Origin of the sequence: Streptomyces inusitatus (assembly GCF_014651115.1) — a bacterium.
Taxonomy (GTDB): Bacteria; Actinomycetota; Actinomycetes; order Streptomycetales; family Streptomycetaceae; genus Streptomyces; species Streptomyces amakusaensis.
Genome location: NZ_BMWG01000025.1, coordinates 37,572 through 59,468, shown reverse-complemented (window position 1 = coordinate 59,468; position 21,897 = coordinate 37,572). Strand labels below are relative to the sequence as shown.

Sequence of the window (21,897 nt, the reverse complement as noted above, 5' to 3'; positions counted from 1 at the left end):
AGCGGGGGCTCCGCCGCACAGGCGGTCGGGCCGTACAGCCCGGGTGGATCAGACGAGCAGCGCCGGGATGGTCTCCTCGTGCGCCCGCTTCAGCTCGGCCAGCGGCAGGGTGAACTCACCCTGGACCTCGACCTCTTCGCCGTCCACGACGCCGATACGGGTGACGGGCAGCCCGCGCGCCCCGCACATGTCGGTGAACCGCAGCTCCTCGCTGCGCGGCACCGAGACGATCGCGCGCCCCGCCGACTCGCTGAAGAGGAAGGTGAACGCGGACAGCCCGTCCGGGACGACCAGCCGCGCGCCCTTGCCGCCGCGCAGACACGACTCGACCACGGCCTGGACCAGACCGCCGTCCGAGAGGTCGTGCGCCGCGTCGATCATTCCGTCGCGCGAGGCGGAGATCAGGATCTCGCCGAGCAGCTTCTCGCGGTCCAGGTCCACGGCCGGCGGCAGACCGCCGAGGTGGTCGTGGATCACCTGGGACCAGGCGGAGCCGCCGAACTCCTCCTTGGTGTCACCGAGGAGGTAGATCAGCTGGCCCTCCTCCGCGAACGCGATCGGAGTGCGCCGGTTGACGTCGTCGATCACACCGAGCACCGCGACGACGGGCGTCGGGTGGATGGCGGTGTCGCCGGTCTGGTTGTACAGCGACACATTGCCGCCGGTGACCGGGGTGCCCAGCTTCAGACACGCGTCCGCGAGACCACGCGTGGCCTCGGCGAACTGCCACATGACACCCGGGTCCTCGGGGGAGCCGAAGTTCAGGCAGTCGGAGACGGCGAGCGGACGCGCGCCGGACGCGGCCACATTGCGGTACGACTCGGCCAGCGCGAGCTGCGCCCCGGTGTACGGGTCGAGCTTGGTGTACCGGCCGTTGCCGTCGGTGGCCATGGCGACGCCGAGGTTGGTCTTCTCGTCGATCCGGACCATGCCCGCGTCCTCGGGCTGCGCCAGCACGGTGTTGCCCTGGACGAACCGGTCGTACTGATCGGTGATCCACGCCTTCGACGCCTGGTTCGGCGAGGCCACCAGCTTCAGCACCTGCTCACGCAGCTCGGCGGAGCCGGCCGGGCGGGGCAGCTTGCCCGCGTCGTCCGCCTGGAGCGCGTCCTGCCACTCGGGACGGGCGTACGGACGGTGGTAGACCGGGCCCTCGTGGGCGACGGTGCGCGGCGGTACGTCGACGATCTGCTCGCCGTGCCAGAAGATCTCCAGCCGCTCGCCCTCGGTGACCTCACCGATGACGGTGGCGATCACGTCCCACTTCTCGCAGATCTCCAGGAAACGGGCGACCTTCGCGGGCTCCACGATCGCGCACATGCGCTCCTGGGACTCGCTCATGAGGATTTCCTCGGGCGAGAGGGTCGCGTCGCGCAGCGGCACGGTGTCCAGATCGACCCGCATACCGCCGGAACCGGCGCTCGCCAGCTCGGAGGTGGCGCAGGAGAGCCCGGCGCCGCCGAGGTCCTGGATGCCCGCGACGAGCTTCTCGCCGAAGATCTCCAGGGTGCACTCGATGAGGAGCTTCTCCTGGAAGGGGTCGCCGACCTGGACGGCGGGGCGCTTGGCCGGGCCGGTCGCGTCGAAGGTCTCGGAGGCCAGGACGGAGACTCCGCCGATGCCGTCGCCGCCGGTGCGGGCACCGTAGAGGATGACCTTGTTGCCGGGGCCGGAGGCCTGCGCGAGGTGGATGTCCTCGTGCTTCATCACACCGATGCAGCCCGCGTTGACCAGCGGGTTTCCCTGGTAGCAGGGGTCGAAGACGACCTCGCCGCCGATGTTCGGCAGACCCAGGCAGTTGCCGTAGCCGCCGATGCCCGCGACGACCCCGGGCAGCACCCGCTTGGTGTCGGGGTGGTCGGCCGCGCCGAAGCGCAGCGGGTCGACCACGGCGACCGGGCGCGCGCCCATCGCGAGGATGTCGCGGACGATGCCGCCGACGCCGGTGGCCGCGCCCTGGTAGGGCTCGATGTAGGAGGGGTGGTTGTGCGACTCGACCTTGAAGGTGACCGCGTACCCCTGGCCGACGTCGACCACACCGGCGTTCTCGCCGATGCCCACCAGCATGGCGTCGTTCTCGGGGGCCTTGTCGCCGAACTGCTTCAGATGGACCTTGCTCGACTTGTACGAGCAGTGCTCGGACCACATGACGCTGTACATCGCCAGCTCGGCCCCGGTGGGACGGCGGCCGAGGATCTCACGGATCCGCGCGTACTCGTCCTCCTTGAGGCCGAGTTCGGCCCAGGGCTGGTCGGCGTCGGGCGTGTCGGTTGCGTGCTTGACCGTATCGAGGCTCATGCCGTGACCAGCTTCTTGATGACGGAGGTGAAGAAGGCGAGACCGTCGGTGCGGCCGGTGCCGATGAGCGGCTCCACCGCGTGCTCGGGGTGGGGCATCAGACCGACGACATTGCCCTCGGCGTTGGTGATGCCCGCGATGTCGCGCAGCGAGCCGTTGGGGTTGCCGTCGAGATAGCGGAAGGCGACTCTGCCCTCGGCCTCCAGCTCGTCCAGCACCCGCTCGTCGGCGACGTAACGGCCGTCGATGTTCTTCAGCGGTACGGAGATCTCCTGGCCCGCTTCGTAATCGGCGGTCCAGGCGGTCTCCGCGTTCTCCACCCGCAGCTTCTGGTCGCGGCAGATGAAGTGGAGGTGGTTGTTGCGGAGCATGGCGCCCGGCAGCAGATGCGACTCGGTGAGGATCTGGAAGCCATTGCAGATGCCGAGCACCGGCATACCGGCCCTGGCCTGCTCGATGACGGTCTCCATCACCGGCGAGAACCGGGAAATGGCTCCGGCCCGCAGATAGTCGCCGTAGGAGAAGCCTCCGGCGAGGACGACGGCGTCGACCTGCTTCAGATCCTTGTCGCGGTGCCAGAGCGAGACGGGCTCGGCGCCCGCGAGCCGTACGGCCCGCAGACTGTCCCGGTCGTCCAGCGTGCCGGGGAAAGTGACGACTCCGACACGAGTGGTCACGACTCCACCCTCACGACGAAGTCCTCGATGACGGTGTTGGCGAGGAACGTTTCAGCCATCTTGTGGATGCGGGCGAGGGCGTCTTCGTCGACCGGCCCCTCCACCTCCAGTTCAAAACGCTTGCCCTGACGAACGTCCGCGATGCCGTCGAAACCGAGGCGGGGCAGCGCACGCTGCACCGCCTGTCCCTGCGGGTCGAGGATCTCGGGCTTGAGCATGACGTCGACTACGACGCGTGCCACGGGCACTCCCGGTGATGTGGTGCGAAGGCGGTCCGCCCAGCGTACCCGGCCAAGAAATCTACTCGCGTAGATATGGGCGGATTTCCGATGCTTCCCCAAGGCTCCGAAGCCACCGCCGGACGAGGTAACCACCGGCGAAAATCCCGGAAAATAACCCGCTCGTCATTGATCGGACACGCGCACATAATTGGGTGGGCTTCACAATGCACCACCGATCGCTGTACAAAGGAATGCAGAGGGCGGAGGTTTTACCCTCTCGACAGCCGGAATGCTGGTATCGCCGCATGTCAGAGCCAGTGACGATGCGGGATGCCTCGGGAAAGGACCGATATCCGTGGCTCAACGAGTAGTGGTCACGCTCTTCGACGACATCGACGGCGGAGAAGCGGCGGAAACGGTCAGGTTCGGCCTGGACGGGAAGTCGTACGAGATCGACCTCAATCCCGCCAATGCAAAGAAACTGCGCAAGGCCCTGGCCCCCTACCTGACCGCCGCCAGGAAGCAGGTGGGCGGCGCGAAGCGCGGCCGGCCCGGGCGGCCGCTCACCTACACGCACACCGCGCTGGAGCCCGCGCCCGCCGCCGTACGGGCCTGGGCGCAGTCCAACAAGATGGACGTGCCGGCCCGGGGACGCATCCCCAAGGCGGTCTACGAGGCATTCCGCGAAGCGAGTTGAGCGAGGCGGACGGCGCGCGCGACATCGAAGTGGATCTCAAGTTGCGCAGCACCCCCCACCGTCCGCTAGAGTTTGGATCACGCCGAGGGGCAAGGCCGAGAAGGCCCCACCTCAGCAGCGTGCGGGTGTAGTTCAGTAGCAGAACATCCCCCTTCCAGGGGGAAGGCGCAGTGTGCAATTCCTGTCACCCGCTCTCATCGCCTTACCGACCACTCCGGTGGATCAGGTAGAGTGATGGTCGCACCACCCGGTGAAAGCCGAGTGGCGGCATGCGGACGTAGCTCAGTTGGTAGAGCGCAACCTTGCCAAGGTTGAGGTCGCCAGTTCGAACCTGGTCGTCCGCTCAGAGTATGAGACCCCGATTCTGAATCAGAATCGGGGTCTTCTTCGTGTGCGTTCGTGTGCGGGCAGGGTTCACCGGCTCGGTGGGCGTGCGGTGGGCCGGTGGGTGTTCTGTTGTCAGGGGCCTGTCATCCGTGTATGACATTTGTCAGCCCGACCGGTGACAGCCCGCACTGCCCCCGCCCGCCCGGCGGCGGAATCCTTCAGTCATGACCACGGACCAGCATGTGATCACGGTGGACGGCCTGCGGCGAAGCTACGCGGGGGGCTTTGAAGCCGTGAGCGGGATCTCCCTCTCAGTGGCACGCGGCGAGATCTTCGCCCTGCTCGGAACGAACGGCGCGGGCAAGACCTCCACCGTCGAGCTGCTGGAGGGCCTCGCCGCCCCCGACGCCGGAACCGTACGCGTCCTCGGCCACGACCCGTACCGCGAGCGCGCCGCCGTGCGCCCCCGGATCGGCGTGATGCTCCAGGAGGGCGGCTTCCCCTCCGATCTGACCGTGACCGAGACCGCCGCGATGTGGGCCCGCTGCACCAGCGGCGCGCGCCCGCCCGCCGAGGCGCTGGGGCTGGTCGGGCTCACCGACCGGGCCGGTGTACGCGTCAAACAGCTCTCCGGCGGCGAACGGCGGCGGCTGGACTTCGCCCTGGCGCTGCTGGGCCGACCCGAGGTGCTCTTCCTCGACGAGCCGACCACCGGACTGGACGCGGAAGGCCGCCGCGACACCTGGGACTTGGTGCGGGCACTGCGCGACACCGGCACCACCGTGCTGCTGACCACTCACTATCTGGAAGAGGCCGAATCGCTCGCCGACCGGCTGGCGATCATGAACAAGGGCCGGATCGTGGCCACCGGCACCCCCGCCGAGGTGACCGGCTCCCGGCCGGCCCGGATCCGCTTCACCCTCCCCGACGGAGTGCCGGCGGGCCGGCTGCCGCTCTCGCTGCACGCCGCCGCCGAGGGACCCCGGGTCTCGATCCGCACCCAGCACCTCCAGGAGTCACTGGGCGAACTGCTCCGGTGGGCCGAGGAGTCCGGCATCAGGCTGGAGGGGCTCGACGCGCGGTCGGCCTCCCTCGAAGAAGCCTTTCTGGAGATCGCGCGGAACGACATGGCGGGTGTGTGACATGACGACGACAGCGAGCGGGACGAACACGGGCGGGACGAGCGGGACGGGCACGAACACGGGCGGGCCGGGCGGAGCGCGCCGGGCGCGCGGCCGGGCCGACGGGGCGAGGACCACGGCGGCGGGCAGGATGGCCGGTCTCGGACGGGCCGAGCTGACCCTGCTCCTGCGGAATCGGACCGCCCTCTTCGTGGCGCTGCTGATGCCCGCGCTGATGGTGGCGGCCATGAAGGCCTCGCTCGACCGGGCCGACCTCGGCGAGGCCGGGATGAGCGTCGGCGAGGCCGCGATGACCGGCGGGATCGGCATGGTGCTGATCCTGGTCGTCCATCTCAACCTCGTCTCCGCCTATGTGGCCAGGCGCGAGGAGCTGGTGCTCAAGCGGCTGCGCACCGGCGAGGTCGCGGACCACGAGATCCTCGTCGGGACCGCGCTGCCCGCCTTCGGACTGGCGGTCGCCCAGTGCGCGCTGCTGGTGGCCGGCGGCATCGCCTTTCTCGATCTGACCGCCCCGAAGAGCCTGGATCTGCTGGTCGTGGGCATCGCACTCGGCATGGTGCTGATGGCCGCCCTGTCGGCGGTCACGGCGGCGGTGACCCGGACCGTGGAGAGCGCGCAGATCACCACGATGCCGCTGTTCATGATCTCGCTCGGCGGCTCGGGGCTCTTCGTACCGCTGGAGCTGATGCCCGAGAAGATCGCGTCGTTCTGCGAGCTGCTCCCGCTGACCGGGGTGATGACCCTGGTACGGGCCGGCTGGCTGGGCGGCGTAGAACGCGGGGAGGCGACGACCGCCGCGCTCACAGCGCTGGTGTGGGTCCCGCTCTCGGTGTTTGCTGTTCGACGGTGGTTCCGCTGGGAACCGCGACGCTGATCGCGTCCGACCGGGTGGAGTGCTGGGGTTTGCCGTGCGGGTGAGGGTGAAGGGCTGGAGCGGGCGCAGCCGGCTGGCCAAGGTGGATCTGTACAGCCGGGGCACCGTCTATCTGATCCTGTGGACGGGCGTGCTGATGCTGGTGGCGCTGCTGCTGTCGGACCCGGTGCGCCGGAACGCGCCCGTGCCGCTCGTGGCGGCCGGGCCGGTGCTGGCGCTCGCGGAAGGCGTGGTCTGCGCCCGGCTCGCCCGGCACGCGATGGACGCCTATCTGGGGCAGGGCCGGGTGTCCCGGAAGCTGCTCTGCTGGTCCCTGGCGATGACCGCCGCCGCTCTCACCCTCGCGGGAGTGCTGGCGAGCATGGCGGGCCCCGATCTGCTGGCGACGGCGCTGGCCATGGGACTGATCGCCCCGGCCGCCGTGCACGCCCTGCTGGTGCCGGTCAAGGTCACCGCGCTGATCCAGTCGATCGGTGCCGCGCTGCTGTTCGCCCTGTTCATGGCGGCCGGGATGACGGCGTGGCAGAGCCTGTTCAGCACCCTGTTCATCGGGTTCATGGCGGCCTGGATGGCGTTCGGCACCCGGGCGTCGATGTGGATTCTCTCGGTGATGTGGGAGCTGCGGGAGGCCCGCGATGTGCAGGCACGGCTCGCGGTCGCGGAGGAGCGGCTGCGCTTCGGGCGCGATCTGCACGATGTCATGGGCCGGAATCTGGCCGTGGTCGCGCTCAAGAGCGAACTGGCCGTCCAGCTGTCCCGGCGCGGGCGGCCGGAGGCCGTGGACCAGATGCTGGAGGTCCAGCGCATCGCCCGGGAGACCCAGCGCGAGGTGCGCGAGGTCGTACGCGGCTACCGCGAGGCGGATCTGAAGGTGGAGCTGGAGGGGGCGCGGGGGGTGCTGGACGCGGCCGGGATCGCCTGCACGGTGGTGGTGGGCGAGCTGGAGCTGCGGGACGAGGTCCGCTCCGCGCTGGGGTGGGTGGTTCGGGAGGCCACCACCAATGTGCTGCGACACGGGGACACCCGGCGCTGCACCATCTCGCTGGGGGCCGTGGACGGCGCGGCGCTGCTGATCGTGGAGAACGACGGAGCTGCCCAGAATCCGCCGGGGGCCGCCGGGGCCGGTACCGGTTCGGGCGTCGCGGGCTCGTCCGGCACCGGCTCCGGCGTCGCGGGCTCGTCCGACGCGGGCCCGGGCGTCACAGGCATCACCGGCTCCGGCTTCGACTCGGCCGGGAGGCCGGGGTCGGGTCTCGCCGGACTGCGGGAGCGGCTCTCCGCCGTGGGCGGCGTACTGGAGGCGGGCCACGCCCGCCCCGGGCACTTCCGGCTCACGGCCCGGGTGCCGCTGTCGGCGCTGCCGGTGCTGCCGGTGCTGCCGGTGCTGTCGGTGCTGTCGGAAGAGGGGGCGTGAGATGACCGTCCGTGTGCTTCTCGCCGACGACGAGCACCTCATCCGGGGCGCGCTGGCCGCGCTGCTCGCACTGGAGGACGATCTTGAGGTGGTCGCCGAGGCCGCTTCCGGGACCGAGGCGATCGCGATGGCGCTGGTCCACCGGCCCGATGTCGCGGTGCTCGATCTCCAGATGCCGGGCGCGGACGGTGTGACAGTCGCCACAACTCTCCGGGCCGAACTCCCGGACTGCCGGACGATGATCGTCACCAGTCATGGGCTGCCGGGGCATCTGAAGCGGGCACTCACAGCCGGTGTGCGGGGGTTTGTCCCCAAGACTCTGAGCGCCCAGCGGCTCGCCGAGATCATCCGCGCCGTCCATGCCGGAAACCGCTATGTGGACCCCGAGTTGGCGGCCGACGCGATCTCCGCCGGGGACTCCCCGCTGACCGCCCGGGAGGCGGAGGTGCTGGACCTGGCGGCGGACGGCGCGCCGATAGCGGAGATCGCGGAGCGGGCGTCGCTGTCGCAGGGGACCGTACGGAACTACCTCTCCTCGGCCGCTTCAAAGCTGGGTGCGGAGAACCGTCACACGGCGGCCCGTCTCGCGCGCCGACGCGGTTGGGTATAGTTGGCCTCGCGCCACGGCGCATGCGGACGTAGCTCAGTTGGTAGAGCGCAACCTTGCCAAGGTTGAGGTCGCCAGTTCGAACCTGGTCGTCCGCTCCGGTTCAAAGGCCCCGGTCCTCTCTGAGGATCGGGGCCTTTGTCATGCCCGGCGCCCTCCGGGAGGACGGCGCCGGGAGAGCGCTCAGGCCCAGCGGACGCCGGTGAGCAGCTCGTACGCCTCCAGATACTTCGCCCGGGTCGCGTCCACGATCTCCTGGGGGAGCGCGGGCGGCGGCTGCTCGCTCCGGCGGTCCCAGCCGGAGGCGGGCGAGGTGAGCCAGTCCCGTACGTACTGCTTGTCGTACGAGGGCTGGGCATGGCCCGGCTCCCAGTCGGCGGCGGGCCAGAAGCGCGAGGAGTCCGGGGTCAGCACCTCGTCGGCGATGATCAGGTTTCCGTCGGCGTCGAAGCCGAACTCGAACTTGGTGTCGGCGAGGATGATGCCCCGGTCGCGGGCGATGTCACGGGCCCGGTCGTAGACGGCGACGGTGGTCTGCCGCAGCAGCGCGGCGGTCTCCGCGCCGATCTGGCGGGCGACCTCCTCGTAGCTGACGTTCTCGTCGTGGTCGCCGACGGCGGCCTTGGTCGCCGGGGTGAAGATCGGCGCGGGGAGTTCGGAGCCGTCGGTGAGCCCCTCGGGGAGGGCGAGACCGCAGACCGTGCGGGTCTGCTCGTACTCGGCGAGGCCGGAGCCGGTGAGATAGCCGCGGGCGACGCACTCGACGGGGATCATGCGCAGCGAGGTGCAGACGAGGGTGCGGCCCTCCCACTCGGCGGGCGCGCCGGGCGGCAGCTCGGTGGAGATCACATGGTTGGGGACGAGATCGGCGAGCTGGTCGAACCACCAGAGGGAGAGCCGGGTGAGTACCCGCCCCTTGTCGGGGATCTCCGTGGGCAGCACCCAGTCGTAGGCGGAGATGCGGTCGCTGGCGACCATGACGAGCTGTCCCGCCTCGTTCTGATACAGGTCGCGCACCTTGCCGGTGTGCAGATGAACCAGGCCCGGCACCTGAAGCGGTTCGGGCTTTTCTACGAATCCGGACACGGTTCCTCCCCGTGGTTCTGAACGAATGATTCCGATTCTTCCGTATCCGGGGAGGGGGGCGGAGGCCGGGGCCTCTCTGAGAGCCGGAGCCTGCCTCAGTCGCGCTTGCAGATGCGGTCCAGGAGGTTGGCGGTCGCGCGCTGCACCCGGGAGTCGACATGGCCGGGCCGGTCGAGCGCCGGGGACCAGGCGAAGGTGCCGGAGGCGAAGACCAGGGCCCCTGAGGGGGCGCGGTAGAGGGAGGTCTCCTGGTGGCGGGTGACGCCCTTGGCGTCCCGGTAGGGGGAGTGGGCGAGCAGGATGCGGTCCAGATTCTCGGGGAGCGAGATGCGCGGGAAGTAGCGGTCGGCCTCGGCCGCGACCATGCCGGGCAGTTCGTCGCCCTCGGCCGCGCCGGTCGCCTCCCAGAGCCAGTGGTGGGCGTTCCGTACGACCAGGGGGTGGGGTTCGGGCACCCGGCCCGCGTACTGGATGCCGAGCAGATGCTGTTCGGCCCGGTCGACCTCGCGCCACAGGGCCGATTTGCCGGGGCCCCGGCGCTTGCGGCAGGTGAGCAGCCGATCGGGCACGCCGGAGGGCGAGGGGCCCAGCTCCACCTGCCAGTACATGGTGTTGGCGGAGAGGAAGACGAGCGAAGTGCCGTGGTCGCGGGCGGTTTCGACCGTACGCCGCATGGGGGCCGACCAGTACTCGTCGTGGCCGGGGAAGACCACGCCCCGGTAGCGGGTGGGGTCGATGTTGCCCGCGTGCAGATCGCGGGCGTCGGCGTAGGCGAGGTCGTAGCCGTAGCGCTCGGCGAAGCGGATGAAGTCGTAGGCGTGGCCGATGTGGAGGGGCAGGCCCGCGCCCGCGTAGGGGCGGTCGAAGGAGACGGTGACGGCGGCGTGCTTCTCGCCGAGGAGCCGGCCGTCGTCGTCCCAGGCGTGGTAGAAGCTCGCGCCGGTGCGGCCGTCCTCGGGGTAGAGGTTGTACGCCTGCCAGGTGATGTCCGGGAGGACGAGCAGCAGATCGGCGGGGTGGCTGTCGCGGACGGTGAAGGGGATGTGGGAGCGGTGGCCGTCGGCGGTGGTGAGGACGGCGACATACGCGCCGATCGCCCAGTAGGACGGGATCTGGAGCCGCCAGGAGAGCCACCAGTGGTGGCAGGAGATCGTGCGGTTGGCGGCGAGCGGGGACGGCTGGACGATGCCGGAGAGCCGGGGGCTGGTGGTGATCTTCGACGCGCCGTGGCCCGCGTAGTGGCCGATGCGGTAGACGTCGACCGAGAACTGCTGGGGCGGGTCCACGGTGACATGGAAGTCGATCGACTCACCGGGGGCGACCGCGCCGTTGGAGGCGAAGCCCTTGATCTGGCGGTGAACGTCGTCGGCGCTGCGGGGGCCCCGGGTGCTGTCGGACCGCTCGGTCCCCGCGTACCAGGGGACGGCTCTCCCGCCGTCGCCCACATACTGCTCCGCGCCGCGCAGCCAGGGGAGCGGGCCCTGCCCGAAGGGGTCGGACACGGCGTGGGCCAGAGCGCCCGATTCCCACCGCCGATTGTGCTCCGCCCCCATGCGCCCTCCCTCGCCGCCCCCGGGCGGCCCCAGCCGAACAGCCGTCCCCGCGCCGCTCGCCCGACGCCCGACCCCAGCACATCACATAACGCACGCGGCCCGTCACCCTTCGTCGTGAATTGTTGCGAGGCGGGGATACGATTCCGCAGGCCGTATCCACAGGGCATGGCCGGGGGCTGGGCGGGCCCGGAGCAGGGGCCCGGACCGAGGGCTGGGCCAGAGGGCTGGAGAGTCAGGGGGTCAGGGGGCTAGACCAGGCGGACGGGCTTCTCGGGGCGGACGCCCACCGCCGCGAGCCAGCCGCCCAGGGGGCTGGGGTCGCCGTCCTCCGTGAGGCTGAGGACGGGGGACATCAGCTCGGCGCAGCGGACGCCGCCGGTCAGCAGCACGGGGCCGTCGAGCCAGTCGAGGCCGGGGGCGGCACCGGCGGTGTCGACGGCGGCGCAGCAGACCATGGCGATGACATGGTCGGCGAGCAGCTCCCGCCCGGTGCGCGGCGGTTGCAGTGGGAAGAGGGGCAGCGGATCCGCGCCCCATCCGTTGAGCACGTCCACCGGGCTGGTGGCGAGGAGCGCGTCCGCCGGGGGCCGCTGGCGGGCCGCCTCCTCGCGGGCGACCTCCGCGCCGATGGCGGCGGCGAGATTCTCCCCGGCGTCCTCGCCGCTGTTGGTGAGGTGCGCCAGCACCCGGTCGAGAGTGGGGCCGTCGGGGCGGCTCGACGGGGTGACCCCCAGATCGTCGAGGATCCGGTGGAGCCGGGCCGCCTCGGTGCGCCACTTGCGGTCCACGACCTCCTCCGGATACTGCTGCCAGTCCACCGGGGCCCAGTCGGCGCCGGTCTCGGCGGGCCCGCCATGGAAGAGGCGGGCGGCGAGCAGGGAGGCGGCCTCGTCCACCGCGCCGGGCTCCTCCAGCAGGTCGCACGCGGGGCGGTCGCCGAGCCGGGAGGCGAAGCCCTCGGCGAGCCGGTCGCGGCGGGACAGCTCGGTGAGCGCGGAGACCACGCCCGCGTCGAGCCGGGAGGGCCAGCGGCCCATCCGCCAGGCGGGCAGCGCGACCCGGGTCAGCAGCCGGTCCCATCCGGCGTAGGCCAGGCCGACCTGCTCCTGGGCGACGATCCGCAGCCCGTAGTCGACGGTCTGGGCGCGCTCGGAGGCGGCGGCCGCGACCCCGCGCTCCATCTCGCCCGCGTACAGCTGGCAGCTGTGCAGCAGCATCCGGGCCACGCGGCCGACAAAGCCGAACGCCGCCTTCCGGATGAATCGGACGGGGGATATGAACCGGCGCGGCGGAGGGCTCGCGGCGACCGCGACCGCCGCGTCCAGCCCTCGGACGAACCTGCGGGCCGCGGCTATGTCGGGCTGCGCGGACGGCGCGGTGCCGGCGACGACGGGGGCGAGGAGGGCCCGCAGCTCGGCGACCCGCATCCACCACAGAAAGGGCGAGCCGATCACCAGAACGGGGGCCTCGGCGGTGCGCCGGCCGCCGCGGTGGCGCAGGGCGTGCGGGAGGGCGTGGGCGGGGTGGGTCCGGTCCTCCAGCCAGCTGTCGCAGTCGGGGGTGAGCGCGAGCGCTGAGGGCGCGGGGACGTCGAGCCGCTCGGCCAGATCTCTGACCAGCCGGTACAGATCGGGGGCGGCGCGCTCGGTGAGGTCGACGGTGGGGCTGAGGGCGGGGGACGCCCGTACGATCACGGCCGTCACCACCGCCGCGAGCAGCAGCACGATCACCGCGAGGACCCCGGTGAACCAGCGGGCGGCGTCCCAGCCCTCGCCGCGCATATGGCCGGTGCCGTCGCCGACGAGCAGCACCACGGCGACGGCCGTGGGCAGCAGGGCGGCGGCGAGGGCCCGGCTGCGGACCCGCAGCACGGCGAGCGCCCGCGAGCGCGCGGCCTGCGCGCCGATCGACTCACCGATATCGATATCGGACACGGTCGGTCATCACCCCCTCTGCCCTGTGACGGTCTGGGTGCACTCCCCCACTGTGGCACCCGCCACTGACATCGCAATGCCGGTGGGCCAAGTGCCGGAATGCCTTCGCCGCACCCTAGTTGGGGGTTGGCCGGACGTCATCCGGATGGCGCAGTCGTCACCCGATGGAATGGCTTTGGGTAAAGGTGCTGGCGGGGGTGGGGCGTCGGGCGTCCCCTCCCGGGCCCGGTGGGCCGGGAGGGTACGGGGTGGTCCTCCGGGAGCGGGGCCGCCGGGGCCGCGGCGGCCCCGGTGATCAGGCCTGGACGGCCTCCGCGGCCGCCCCTGCCACCCTCTCCGCCGTCGCCTCCGCGGCCTCCGCGACCGTTCGGGCGATGTCCGTGCGGTGCTGGGAGCCGTCCAGACGGATCCGGCCCACCGCCTCGTACGCGCGCTCCCGCGCCTGCCGCAGATCGCGTCCGATCGCGGTGACGGAGAGGACCCGCCCGCCCGCGCTCACGACCGCGTCACCGTCGCGCCTGGTCCCGGCGTGCAGGACGTACGCGTGCGGAGCGTCCAGCTCCGCCACCTCGGCCAGTCCCTCGATCGGGTCGCCGGTGCGCGGGGTGCCCGGGTAGTTGTGGGAGGCCACGACCACGGTGACGGCGGCGTCCTCGCGCCAGAGCAGCGGCGGCTGGTCGTCCAGCGTGCCGTTGGCCGCGTGGAGCAGCACACCGGCGAGCGGGGTGCGCAGCCGTGCCAGCACCACCTGGGTCTCCGGGTCGCCGAAGCGCGCGTTGAACTCGATGACCCGCACGCCGCGCGAGGTGATCGCGAGCCCGGCGTACAGCAGTCCGGCGAACGGGGTGCCCCGGCGGCGCAGCTCGTCGACGGTGGGCTGGAGGACGGTGGCCATGACCTCGTCGACCAGCTTGGGGTCGGCCCAGGGCAGGGGCGAGTACGCGCCCATCCCGCCGGTGTTGGGGCCGGCGTCGCCGTCGAGGGCGCGCTTGAAGTCCTGCGCCGGGGTGAGCGGGAGGACGGTCACGCCGTCGGTGATGGCGAAGAGGGAGACCTCGGGGCCGTCGAGGAACTCCTCGATCACTACGCGGCCACAGGCGAGGGCGTGTTCGCGGGCGGCGGCGAGGTCGTCGGTGACGACGACGCCCTTCCCGGCCGCGAGGCCGTCGTCCTTGACGACGTAGGGAGCGCCGAAGGCGTCGAGGGCCTCGTCGATCTCCTCGGGGGTGGTGCAGACGTAGCTGCGGGCGGTGGGCACGCCGGCGGCGGCCATCACGTCCTTGGCGAAGGCCTTGGAGCCCTCCAGCCGGGCGGCCTCGCCGGAGGGGCCGAAGCAGGGGACGCCGGCCGCGCGCACGGCGTCGGCGACTCCGGCGACGAGTGGCGCCTCGGGGCCGACGACGACGAGGGACGCCTCCAGTTCGCCGGCGAGCCGGGCGACGGCTTCGCCGTCCAGCGCGTCGACCGGGTGCAGTTCTGCGACCTCGCCGATGCCGGCGTTGCCGGGCGCGCAGTGCACAGCGGTGACGTCGGGGTCGAGAGAGAAAGAGCGGCACAGGGCATGTTCGCGGGCGCCGCCGCCGATGACGAGGACCTTCACGGCAGTCAGCCTAACCGCCGCCGTCGTCGGCCCTGTACTCCCCTCCTAACGGGTCCCCCCTACTCGTTTGTGTATTCCTCCACCACGGTCGCGCCCAGCTCGCGCACGATCAGCTCGTGCCCGGAGAGCGCGGAGTCGACGAGATCGGGGTCGTCGTCCTCGGGGACGTCGTCCTCGGGGGAGACCGGCGGCGGGCTGTACGCCGGGGCGGGCGCGGCACGCGGCGGCTCGGCGGCGGGGCGGGGGGCCTGCGGTCCGGGCTGCTCCGCGGGGGTACGCGGGGGGGCCGCCTGCGGCGGTGCCTGCTGGTACTGGGGGGCCGGGGCGGGCGCGGCGGGGTGGGGGGCGGGTGCCACGGGCTGGGCCGGCCGGCCGCCGAAGCCGCCTCCTCCGCCACCGGCTCCACCTGCGCCACCGGCTCCGCCGCCTCCGAAGCCGCTGCTGCCGGGGCCGGCGGATCCGCCGGAGAGGTCGATGATCGCCTCGATCTTCCACTGCACATGGAACTGCTCGGCGAGCGCCTGCTTCAGCACTTCCTCGCTGCCGCTGCCGGAGAAGTTGTCCCGGGCGCCCGCGTTGATGAAGCCGATCTGGAGGGTGGTGCCGTCGAAGCCGGTGACCTGGGCGTTCTGGCTGAGCAGGATCCAGGTGAAGCGGCGGCGGTTCTTGACGGCCTCCAGGATCTCCGGCCACATGTTGCGGACCTGCCCCGCGCCCTGGGCCATGCTCACCGACTGCGCGGCCGGGGCCGTCGCCTGGGCCTGGACCTGGGCTTGCGCCGGTGCCTGCGGGGCCGGTGCCTGCGGCTGGGCGGCGGCGGGCCGGGGGCCCTGTCCCGGTGTGGAGGCGGTGGGCCAGCCGCCCGGCCTGCGCGCGGCGTCGGGGGCGGGTGTCTCGGGAGCGCTGGGCGCGGCGGGCGCGGCGGCGGTGGGCCAGCCGCCCGGACGGCTGGCCTGGCTCTCCTGCCCCTGCCCCTGCTCCGCCGGGGGCGCGGGGGCGGGCGCGGCCTCCGGTACGGGCGGGGCCACGGCGGCCGGAGGTGCGACGGGCCCGTCCGGGCCCGGCATGTGCGGAGCGGCCGCCGCACCGGGGACGTACCCCATGGCGGGTCCGGGCGGACCGGCCGAGAAGACGGGCGCCGGACCGGGGGCCGCCGGGCGGCTCGCGGCCCCACGCTCCAGCCGGTCGAGCCTGGCCTGTGTGGAGCGCTCGTCGTCGAAGGCGGCGGGCAGCAGCACCCGGGCGCAGATCAGCTCCAGCTGGAGCCGGGGGGAGGTGGCGCCGCGCATCTCGGTGAGCCCGGTGTTGACCAGGTCAGCGGCCCGGCTCAGCTCGGCCGCGCCGAAGACGGAGGCCTGCGCCTGCATCCGCTCGACCACATCGACCGGGGCGTCGATCAGCCCCTTCTCCGCCGCGTCCGGCACGGCGGCGAGGATCACCAGATCCCTCAGCCGCTCCAGCAGGTCGGCGACGAAGCGGCGCGGGTCGTTCCCTCCCTCGATGACCTGGTCCACGACCTCGAACGCGGCCGCGCCGTCACCCGCCGCGAAGGCGTCCACGACGGCGTCGAGCAGCGATCCGTCCGTGTATCCGAGGAGACCGGTGGCCATGGCATAGGTCACACCCTCCTCGGTCGCTCCGGCCAGCAGCTGATCCATCACCGACATCGAGTCCCGCACGGACCCGGCCCCGGCCCGCACGACCAGCGGCAGAACCCCGTCCGCGACGGGAATCCCCTCCCTGCCGCACACCTCGCCCAGGTATTCGCGCAGGGTGCCCGGGGGGACCAGCCGGAAGGGGTAGTGGTGCGTACGCGACCGGATCGTGCCGATGACCTTCTCGGGCTCGGTGGTCGCGAAGATGAACTTGAGGTGCTCCGGCGGCTCCTCGACCACCTTCAGCAGGGCGTTGAAGCCCTGCGGGGTGACCATGTGCGCCTCATCGATGATGTAGATCTTGTACCGGCTGCCCGCGGGCCCGAAGAACGCCTTCTCCCGCAGGTCACGCGCGTCGTCCACACCACCGTGCGAAGCGGCGTCGATCTCGATGACATCGATCGACCCCGGCCCGTTCCGCGCCAGGTCACGACAGGACTGGCACTCCCCGCAGGGAGTGGGCGTCGGCCCCTGCTCACAGTTCAGACAACGGGCCAGGATGCGCGCACTGGTCGTCTTCCCGCACCCGCGCGGCCCGCTGAACAGGTACGCGTGATTGACCCGGTTGTTCCGCAGGGCCTGCTGCAACGGGTCGGTGACATGCTCCTGCCCAATGACCTCGGCGAAGGACTCGGGGCGATAGCGGCGGTACAGCGCAAGGGACGACACATCTACGAGGTTATCGGGACCCACCGACAACCGTGCCCCGCTCCGACCCCCGCCACCCCCGCGCTCCCCCACGCCCCCGTAAACGCAAGCGCCCCCCACGCACCCGCCAGAGCCGACCTACCCTTGCTGCCTTCCGGCCCTGGGGGAGTTCAGTCAGATAGCGCCACGTGAGGGGCTCCGCACAGGGTACCTGATCCCCGGGGGTGCGAACGAGTTCGCTAGCACCCCTCAACGTCTTGTATTGTTTGCGGCGGAGGATTCGCCTAGTGGCCTAGGGCGCACGCTTGGAAAGCGTGTTGGGGGCAACCCCTCACGAGTTCGAATCTCGTATCCTCCGCCAGTGCCTCACCGGGCACTAACGTCGAAGGCCCCGCTGCTCGCAGCGGGGCCTTCGACGTTTCTCCGTCTCAGTCCGCCGGGGGATGGCATCGAAGAGGGCAGTGGACACGGTGCATAGCCTGGGCGACCGCTAGCGTCCGACGCGATCCACTCGGCGATCCGCGCCAGCAGCGCTCAGCCGGCCTCTCACATGTGCCCACTCTCGCGGTACACCGGACGGCCGACCATCGGCCGCAGCCGGTTGCGGCGCAGCTTCAGGCACATGTTCTCCAGATCGACATCGGACTACCGCAGGCCGAGCGTCTCCCTCCTGGAGCAGGCCAGAGGCCAGCGACAGCGTCCACCGAGCGCTGTTCCGGCGCTTAGGTCGCCTGCGTAGAAGGCTCTGCACCTCCTCGACCAAGTGGGGCTCCACCTCTTCTTCGCCCCCCTCAACCTGGGGAGGCTTCGCCAGCGATCGCCGCGCCCTTCGCAGCGTGCCCCCGCCACACCACCTCACCCAGCGCGGTGTGGGCCGTCCGGTGTGCCCAGTGGGTGCTGCTCTCCTTGCTTCCACTGCCCTGTATTCGGCGGTACAGGCTCTCCAGATGCTTGGGCTCCAGCCGATCCAGCTGGCGAGAACCGAGATGTCTAGTACGAGGTGCAGCTGAGATTCTTCACCTTCACCACGGCCCATGCCACTGAAAGCATGCAATAGAAGCCTCAAAATTATCGCCCATCAGGTATTTTAATCAGGCTTCTCAACTGATGCCGCTATTTCGAATGCCCCAATCTCCGGACACACCCTGACAAGCTGTTCAGCCATAAAGCCGACATCCTGCCGGATATTTCGATAGTCGAACCTTAAATATTGCAGCCGCGCCACGGGGGCCATGGCTCCCGGGAGGCTCTTTTCACTCAAGCGCTTAACGCCGGACAACAGTACGGGAACAATTATCCGCTCGCACTTAAACCCCTCCTCGATCTCACGCTGAACCCAGTCTCGCTCGGCGGGCAGATCGCTAGCTTCTGACTCGAATTTCTCCAACCATCCAGAATCTACAATCACCAGCAACACTTCACATTCAGCCACAGCCGCAAGTATTGATTCCGAGTAATCCGATCCAGGCGGTATAGACCTGGCAGCACGGAATACTTGATCTTCTCCGAAACGATCGGAAAGCAACTCGTCGAGTAGGGCCGCCGCGTAGGCGCCACCCTCTCTGCGATAGTTGAGGAAAATTTGAGCCACTTCATCCCCTTTTATGCATGAGCGATCAGGCTGCTGTTTCGCGAATACCACACCTTCACCATGCAATCCCCTAGGCTAGTCGACCGGTGAAGCGCCCCACTGAAGCGGCGATCGCTCCGATCTGCGCCTGCAGGACAGGAGAGGGGAACCTAGTGGCCGAGGAATCCCATGCGGAGCAACCGCAATCAGGCCAGAGTCGACCAAACCCACCGACTCCCTACCAGACCACGAGTGCCCCGATGTCTAGCTCAGACCTATTGGATCTCACGAAATGGCACATCGACAGATACGACCGGCTACGTTCGTCTACGTCCACTCGAGCATCGGTGCTACTTAGCGCCAATGCCGTCTTGGCGACCGGTTCGCTGCTGCTCGTCAACTACCACCTAAAAACCGCCAATACTCCCCGAAATTTGTGGATCGAATCAATATTCGCCGCCCTGACAGCTCTAACGCTGGCACTTATTCTGCGAAGCCTTTGGGGGTCGATCAACGCCATCGCGACACGCAAGACAACACGATCTTTACACTCAGCCGAGATTCCGTCCAGGTTTCTATTCAACTGGGGCGACACACTCAAATCCATTGACGGCAACAGTGACTTCTCCAGAAAAGTCAAGAATCTAAGCTTAGACTCCATCCTGAGTCACGCTACAGCAGAACTATGGACCGATATCCTTCAGCATTCACAGCGCCACCGATACCTCCGGTCGGCAATCAACACATTTCGATATTGCGTAATTTCTTTGATGGGCCTCGCGGCGTTCACCTTCATAGCAGGATTGAGGTAAGGGTCGAACCCCGACCTGTCGCGCGACTGAAGGCGGCTGAAGTTCGGCTAAGCAGCGGGACAGTGATCACTTAAACCGCCCCCGTTCCGGGCCTCTGGTCGGCCGAGTCACAGGGCAGCAACCGCTGCTTTCTGCGATCTTGACCAAGGCTGCCCGATGGACCGTCAGAGACATACTCGATAATGCGCGGGCCCGACCAGCGCCTATACGCACTGGTCACACTCATGGTCAGCGTCCCTTCCGGAGCCTGCTCCAGCGCGATCCGCACCTCGTCGGGCTCGGAGTTTGAGAGCGTTCGTCAGCGACCCTTGGACAATGCGGTACGCCGCCAGGTCAGTGGGCACGGACAGCGGCGCTCCTTCGTCCGCGCAGTCGCGGAGCAGACCGATGAGTCGGCACATCTCGGCCAGCCCCACGACCGTCCCGAGCAGCAGACCCTCCGCCGACCTGGTCCACAGGACGAACCCGACCGTCGCGGCCACCGTGAACAGCACACCCACCACCGGGATGCGACGGGCGGCCGGGGACGGCCCGTAGAGCACCGCCGCGTACACCGCGTCGGTGAAGACCACAGCGGTGCCGACCGCCAGAAAGGCCATCGGCAGTGAGCGGCGAACACCTGGGACGCGCAGATCATCACCAGCGGCACCAGCGCCGCCCAGGCGGGTCACAGCGATTAGCGAAGATCAGGAATCACTCCCCGGTCCGTACGGGCCACCGCTGACGGCCCCGCACGGTCCGGTTTCCGCCGCGCCATGTCCACAGCCCGGCACCCCTCAGAGCCGCGAGCGTCGACAGCTCAGCCCCGCGCCCCGCCCACCCCGCCGCCCTCATCCAGTGGGGGAATGCGGCGGAGGGCGGCGAAGGCGGCGGCGGGGTAGCGGGGGTCGGGGTGGAGGGTGTGTTCGCGGAGGCAGGCTTCGGTGAATTTGATGACGTGTTCGTCGCCGTGGTGGGCGGCGAGGAGGGCGAGTTCGGGGAAGGGGGGCGGTTCGGGGGATTCGGTGCGCCAGTGGTCGGTGCCTTCGGTGCGGGGGTCGGTGGTGAAGGCGAGGAGGAAGGCGGATTGGAGCTGCCAGAGGCGGGCGAGGGTGGGTTCGTGGAGGGGTTGGGGGAGGTGGGGGAGGACGAGGCGGGCGGCGGCGGGGGCGGTGAGGCCGTGGATGAGGGGGACGGGGTAGACCTCGGGGTGGGCGAGGTAGACGTCGGCGAACTGGGTGGTCATGTCGCTGAGGAGCCGGTACGGATCGGCGGGGGCGAGCCGCTCCAGTGAGTCGGTGTAGCCGGGGAGTTCGGCGAGGGTGTCCAGCCGGTGGCGGACGGCGGGCGGTCGCAGGGGCCCGTCGGAGGGGACGCGGGGCAGGGTGGCGACGGCGTCGGGCAGGCGGTGGGTGCCTCGGAGGGCGGGGGAGCCGGGGAGTTCGGTGTGGCGGGCGGCCCAGTAGGCGAGGCCTCGGGCGAGTTCGTCGAGCTGGAGGCGGGTGGGGGTGCCGCCGGTGGTGTGGAGGCCGCGTAACGCGTGGGCGGTGCGGATGAGGCCGTGGGTCAGTCCGGCGAAGAGGCCCGGGAGCAGCCGGGGCCACCAGCGGACGAGCACCTCGCGCCAGGGGGCTTCGGCGAGTTCGCGGGTGAAGAGCGCCTCCCAGTCGCCGGCGCGGTGGAAGGCGCCGAGCGCGGGGCGCCAGGAGGACTCGTCGGCGGGGTCGAGGGCGAAGCGGGCGGCGGGCGGTTCGTGGTGGTCCATCGCCCGGCGGTAGCGGCCCACCCAGTGGGCGACCTGGTCGCCCTGGCCGAGGACGGTGAGGGCCTCGGCCCCCATCGGGCCGTGGTTGGCGAGGTCGACGCCCTGGCCGCGCTCGTAGCCGAGGTCTTCCAGCCGTTCCAGGGCGTCGTTGACCGCGTCGCTGTAGCTGATCGTCGACATGACCAACCTTTCAACTGTCGAATAGTTTGGAAATACGAACCATCTACACTCGCAGTATGCAGCACACGCCAGAGCCCGGGAAGAGCCCCCGGACGCCGACCCCGGAAGAGTTGCACCTCGTGGGCCTGGTACCGCTGTTGGAGCCCTTCTACCGAAAAGCGGCGGTACGGGGGCTGATGCCCGCCCCCCTGCGCGAGGCGATGGAGTCCCAGGGGCTGACCCCGCGTCATGGCGCGGTCCTCCCCCATCTGCTGACCGGCCCGCCGCTGACCGTCGGCGAGATCGCCGCCCGGCTGCGGATCTCGCTGCCCACCGCCAGCGAACTCGTCGGCGGGCTCAGCCGGGCCGGAATCGTGAAGCGTGCCGAGGACCCGGCGAACCGCCGCCGGATCCTGGTGTCGCTGGCCGAGGAGTACCGCGTACCGCTGGAGATCTTCATCGGCCGGCGGATCGAACCGCTGCTGCGCGCGCTGGACGGGCTGACGCCCGGCGAGCGGGAGGGTTTTCTGGCGGGTCTCACCGCGTGGGTGCGCGAGGTGAAGGGGTAGGGCGGGTGGGGAGCCCGCTCCACCGTCGATACGGGTGCGGGCAGGGTGTCACGGCCGGTCGGCGGAGCGGCAGACTGGGCTGGGACGACGGGCGGACCGCCCGGCCCGCCGCGTGCACAAGGAGACCGCCCCGTGAGAATCGCCCTGTGGCTGACGTTCGCCGCCTCCGTCGTGGCCAATGTGTACGTCAACAACTTCGCCGGTCTCGAAGGGATCGCGCACGGCGGGGCGCTGGCCGGTGTCGCCGTGGTGCTGGTGGGGTCGGTGGTGGGGCTGTGGCGGACCAAGGAGAAGCGGGATGCCTGAGCGG

The 21,897-nt window shown here is 70.4% G+C and carries 18 protein-coding genes, 4 tRNA genes, 1 other RNA gene and 1 pseudogene; 11 read left to right on the top strand and 13 right to left on the bottom strand.

Translation table 11 applies throughout. From position 1 onward, the window contains the following. Positions 1 to 48: 48 nt before the first annotated feature. Genes purL through purS form a run of 3 tightly spaced genes read right to left on the bottom strand, consistent with a single transcriptional unit; the run spans position 49 to position 3,217 of the window. Positions 49 to 2,298, bottom strand: a complete 2,250-nt coding sequence (gene purL, locus IE247_RS28740) for a phosphoribosylformylglycinamidine synthase subunit PurL (RefSeq protein ID WP_190126234.1) — start codon at positions 2,296 to 2,298, stop codon at positions 49 to 51. Further along, positions 2,295 to 2,975: a phosphoribosylformylglycinamidine synthase subunit PurQ gene (gene purQ, locus IE247_RS28735; RefSeq protein ID WP_190126233.1), complete on the bottom strand. Its 681-nt coding sequence runs from the start codon at positions 2,973 to 2,975 to the stop codon at positions 2,295 to 2,297. Before purQ ends, purL begins: the two co-directional genes overlap by 4 nt. Continuing rightward, entirely contained in the window at positions 2,972 to 3,217 is a 246-nt protein-coding gene (gene purS / locus IE247_RS28730) for a phosphoribosylformylglycinamidine synthase subunit PurS (protein ID WP_190126232.1), read from the bottom strand. The genes purQ and purS overlap by 4 nt, the downstream gene beginning before the upstream one ends. A gap of 334 nt (positions 3,218 to 3,551) precedes the next feature. On the opposite strand from purS, the gene IE247_RS28725 reads away from it, so the two are divergent. The 8 genes from IE247_RS28725 to IE247_RS28690 all read left to right on the top strand — a co-directional run bounded on the left by IE247_RS28725 (position 3,552) and on the right by IE247_RS28690 (position 8,355). Beyond that, positions 3,552 to 3,893 (top strand): histone-like nucleoid-structuring protein Lsr2, encoded by a 342-nt coding sequence (locus IE247_RS28725; RefSeq protein ID WP_190126231.1) that lies wholly within the window; start codon positions 3,552 to 3,554, stop codon positions 3,891 to 3,893. A 121-nt stretch (positions 3,894 to 4,014) separates the two neighbouring features. Further along, positions 4,015 to 4,086, top strand: a tRNA-Gly gene (locus tag IE247_RS28720). Between the two features lie 78 nt (positions 4,087 to 4,164). After that, positions 4,165 to 4,237, top strand: a tRNA-Gly gene (locus IE247_RS28715). A gap of 207 nt (positions 4,238 to 4,444) precedes the next feature. Further along, positions 4,445 to 5,362 (top strand): ABC transporter ATP-binding protein, encoded by a 918-nt coding sequence (locus IE247_RS28710; protein ID WP_190126230.1) that lies wholly within the window; start codon positions 4,445 to 4,447, stop codon positions 5,360 to 5,362. Position 5,363: 1 nt separating this feature from the next. Beyond that, positions 5,364 to 6,236, top strand: coding sequence for an ABC transporter permease (locus tag IE247_RS28705; RefSeq protein WP_190126229.1), 873 nt, complete (start codon positions 5,364 to 5,366; stop codon positions 6,234 to 6,236). Positions 6,237 to 6,276: 40 nt separating this feature from the next. After that, on the top strand, positions 6,277 to 7,650 hold the full coding sequence (locus tag IE247_RS28700) for a sensor histidine kinase (protein ID WP_229869418.1): 1,374 nt from the start codon (positions 6,277 to 6,279) through the stop codon (positions 7,648 to 7,650). Between the two features lies 1 nt (position 7,651). After that, complete coding sequence (locus tag IE247_RS28695) at positions 7,652 to 8,260, top strand: response regulator transcription factor (RefSeq protein WP_190126228.1); 609 nt, start codon at positions 7,652 to 7,654, stop codon at positions 8,258 to 8,260. Between the two features lie 22 nt (positions 8,261 to 8,282). Continuing rightward, positions 8,283 to 8,355: transfer RNA gene (locus IE247_RS28690), tRNA-Gly, on the top strand. 85 nt (positions 8,356 to 8,440) lie between these two features. On the opposite strand, the gene IE247_RS28685 is transcribed toward IE247_RS28690, so the two are convergent. The 6 genes from IE247_RS28685 to ffs form a co-directional block, all read right to left on the bottom strand. Further along, positions 8,441 to 9,343 (bottom strand): phosphoribosylaminoimidazolesuccinocarboxamide synthase, encoded by a 903-nt coding sequence (locus tag IE247_RS28685; protein WP_190126227.1) that lies wholly within the window; start codon positions 9,341 to 9,343, stop codon positions 8,441 to 8,443. A gap of 95 nt (positions 9,344 to 9,438) precedes the next feature. Further along, the gene (locus IE247_RS28680; RefSeq protein WP_190126226.1) at positions 9,439 to 10,896 is read right to left on the bottom strand and encodes a N,N-dimethylformamidase beta subunit family domain-containing protein; all 1,458 of its coding nucleotides are present in this window, start codon (positions 10,894 to 10,896) and stop codon (positions 9,439 to 9,441) included. Between the two features lie 248 nt (positions 10,897 to 11,144). Next, positions 11,145 to 12,830 carry a hypothetical protein gene (locus IE247_RS28675; protein WP_190126225.1) on the bottom strand — a complete coding sequence of 562 codons (1,686 nt, stop codon included), beginning with the start codon at positions 12,828 to 12,830 and terminating at the stop codon, positions 11,145 to 11,147. Between the two features lie 295 nt (positions 12,831 to 13,125). After that, complete coding sequence (gene purD / locus IE247_RS28670) at positions 13,126 to 14,430, bottom strand: phosphoribosylamine--glycine ligase (RefSeq protein WP_190126224.1); 1,305 nt, start codon at positions 14,428 to 14,430, stop codon at positions 13,126 to 13,128. A gap of 59 nt (positions 14,431 to 14,489) precedes the next feature. After that, positions 14,490 to 16,754, bottom strand: coding sequence for a DNA polymerase III subunit gamma and tau (locus IE247_RS28665; protein WP_190126223.1), 2,265 nt, complete (start codon positions 16,752 to 16,754; stop codon positions 14,490 to 14,492). A gap of 81 nt (positions 16,755 to 16,835) precedes the next feature. Next, positions 16,836 to 16,934, bottom strand: an RNA gene (gene ffs, locus IE247_RS28660) — signal recognition particle sRNA small type. A 72-nt stretch (positions 16,935 to 17,006) separates the two neighbouring features. On the opposite strand from ffs, the gene IE247_RS28655 reads away from it, so the two are divergent. Beyond that, a tRNA-Ser gene (locus IE247_RS28655) sits at positions 17,007 to 17,094 on the top strand. Between the two features lie 287 nt (positions 17,095 to 17,381). Here the strand turns inward: IE247_RS28655 and IE247_RS34595 are convergent. From IE247_RS34595 to IE247_RS28640, 4 genes and pseudogenes are all read right to left on the bottom strand, one after another. Continuing rightward, positions 17,382 to 17,707, bottom strand: a pseudogene (locus IE247_RS34595) (site-specific integrase); the annotation flags it as partial. Positions 17,708 to 17,820: 113 nt separating this feature from the next. After that, the gene (locus IE247_RS28650; protein WP_190126222.1) at positions 17,821 to 18,375 is read right to left on the bottom strand and encodes a TIR domain-containing protein; all 555 of its coding nucleotides are present in this window, start codon (positions 18,373 to 18,375) and stop codon (positions 17,821 to 17,823) included. A 943-nt stretch (positions 18,376 to 19,318) separates the two neighbouring features. Further along, positions 19,319 to 19,714: a hypothetical protein gene (locus tag IE247_RS28645; RefSeq protein ID WP_190126221.1), complete on the bottom strand. Its 396-nt coding sequence runs from the start codon at positions 19,712 to 19,714 to the stop codon at positions 19,319 to 19,321. 200 nt (positions 19,715 to 19,914) lie between these two features. Beyond that, on the bottom strand, positions 19,915 to 21,039 hold the full coding sequence (locus tag IE247_RS28640; RefSeq protein WP_190126220.1) for a questin oxidase family protein: 1,125 nt from the start codon (positions 21,037 to 21,039) through the stop codon (positions 19,915 to 19,917). Positions 21,040 to 21,095: 56 nt separating this feature from the next. Between IE247_RS28640 and IE247_RS28635 the strand changes: the two genes are divergently transcribed. Continuing rightward, positions 21,096 to 21,587: a MarR family winged helix-turn-helix transcriptional regulator gene (locus IE247_RS28635; RefSeq protein WP_190126219.1), complete on the top strand. Its 492-nt coding sequence runs from the start codon at positions 21,096 to 21,098 to the stop codon at positions 21,585 to 21,587. A 132-nt stretch (positions 21,588 to 21,719) separates the two neighbouring features. Beyond that, a complete protein-coding gene (locus tag IE247_RS28630) occupies positions 21,720 to 21,893 on the top strand; it encodes a hypothetical protein (RefSeq protein WP_190126218.1) in 174 nt (57 codons plus the stop codon). Positions 21,894 to 21,897 lie beyond the last annotated feature (4 nt).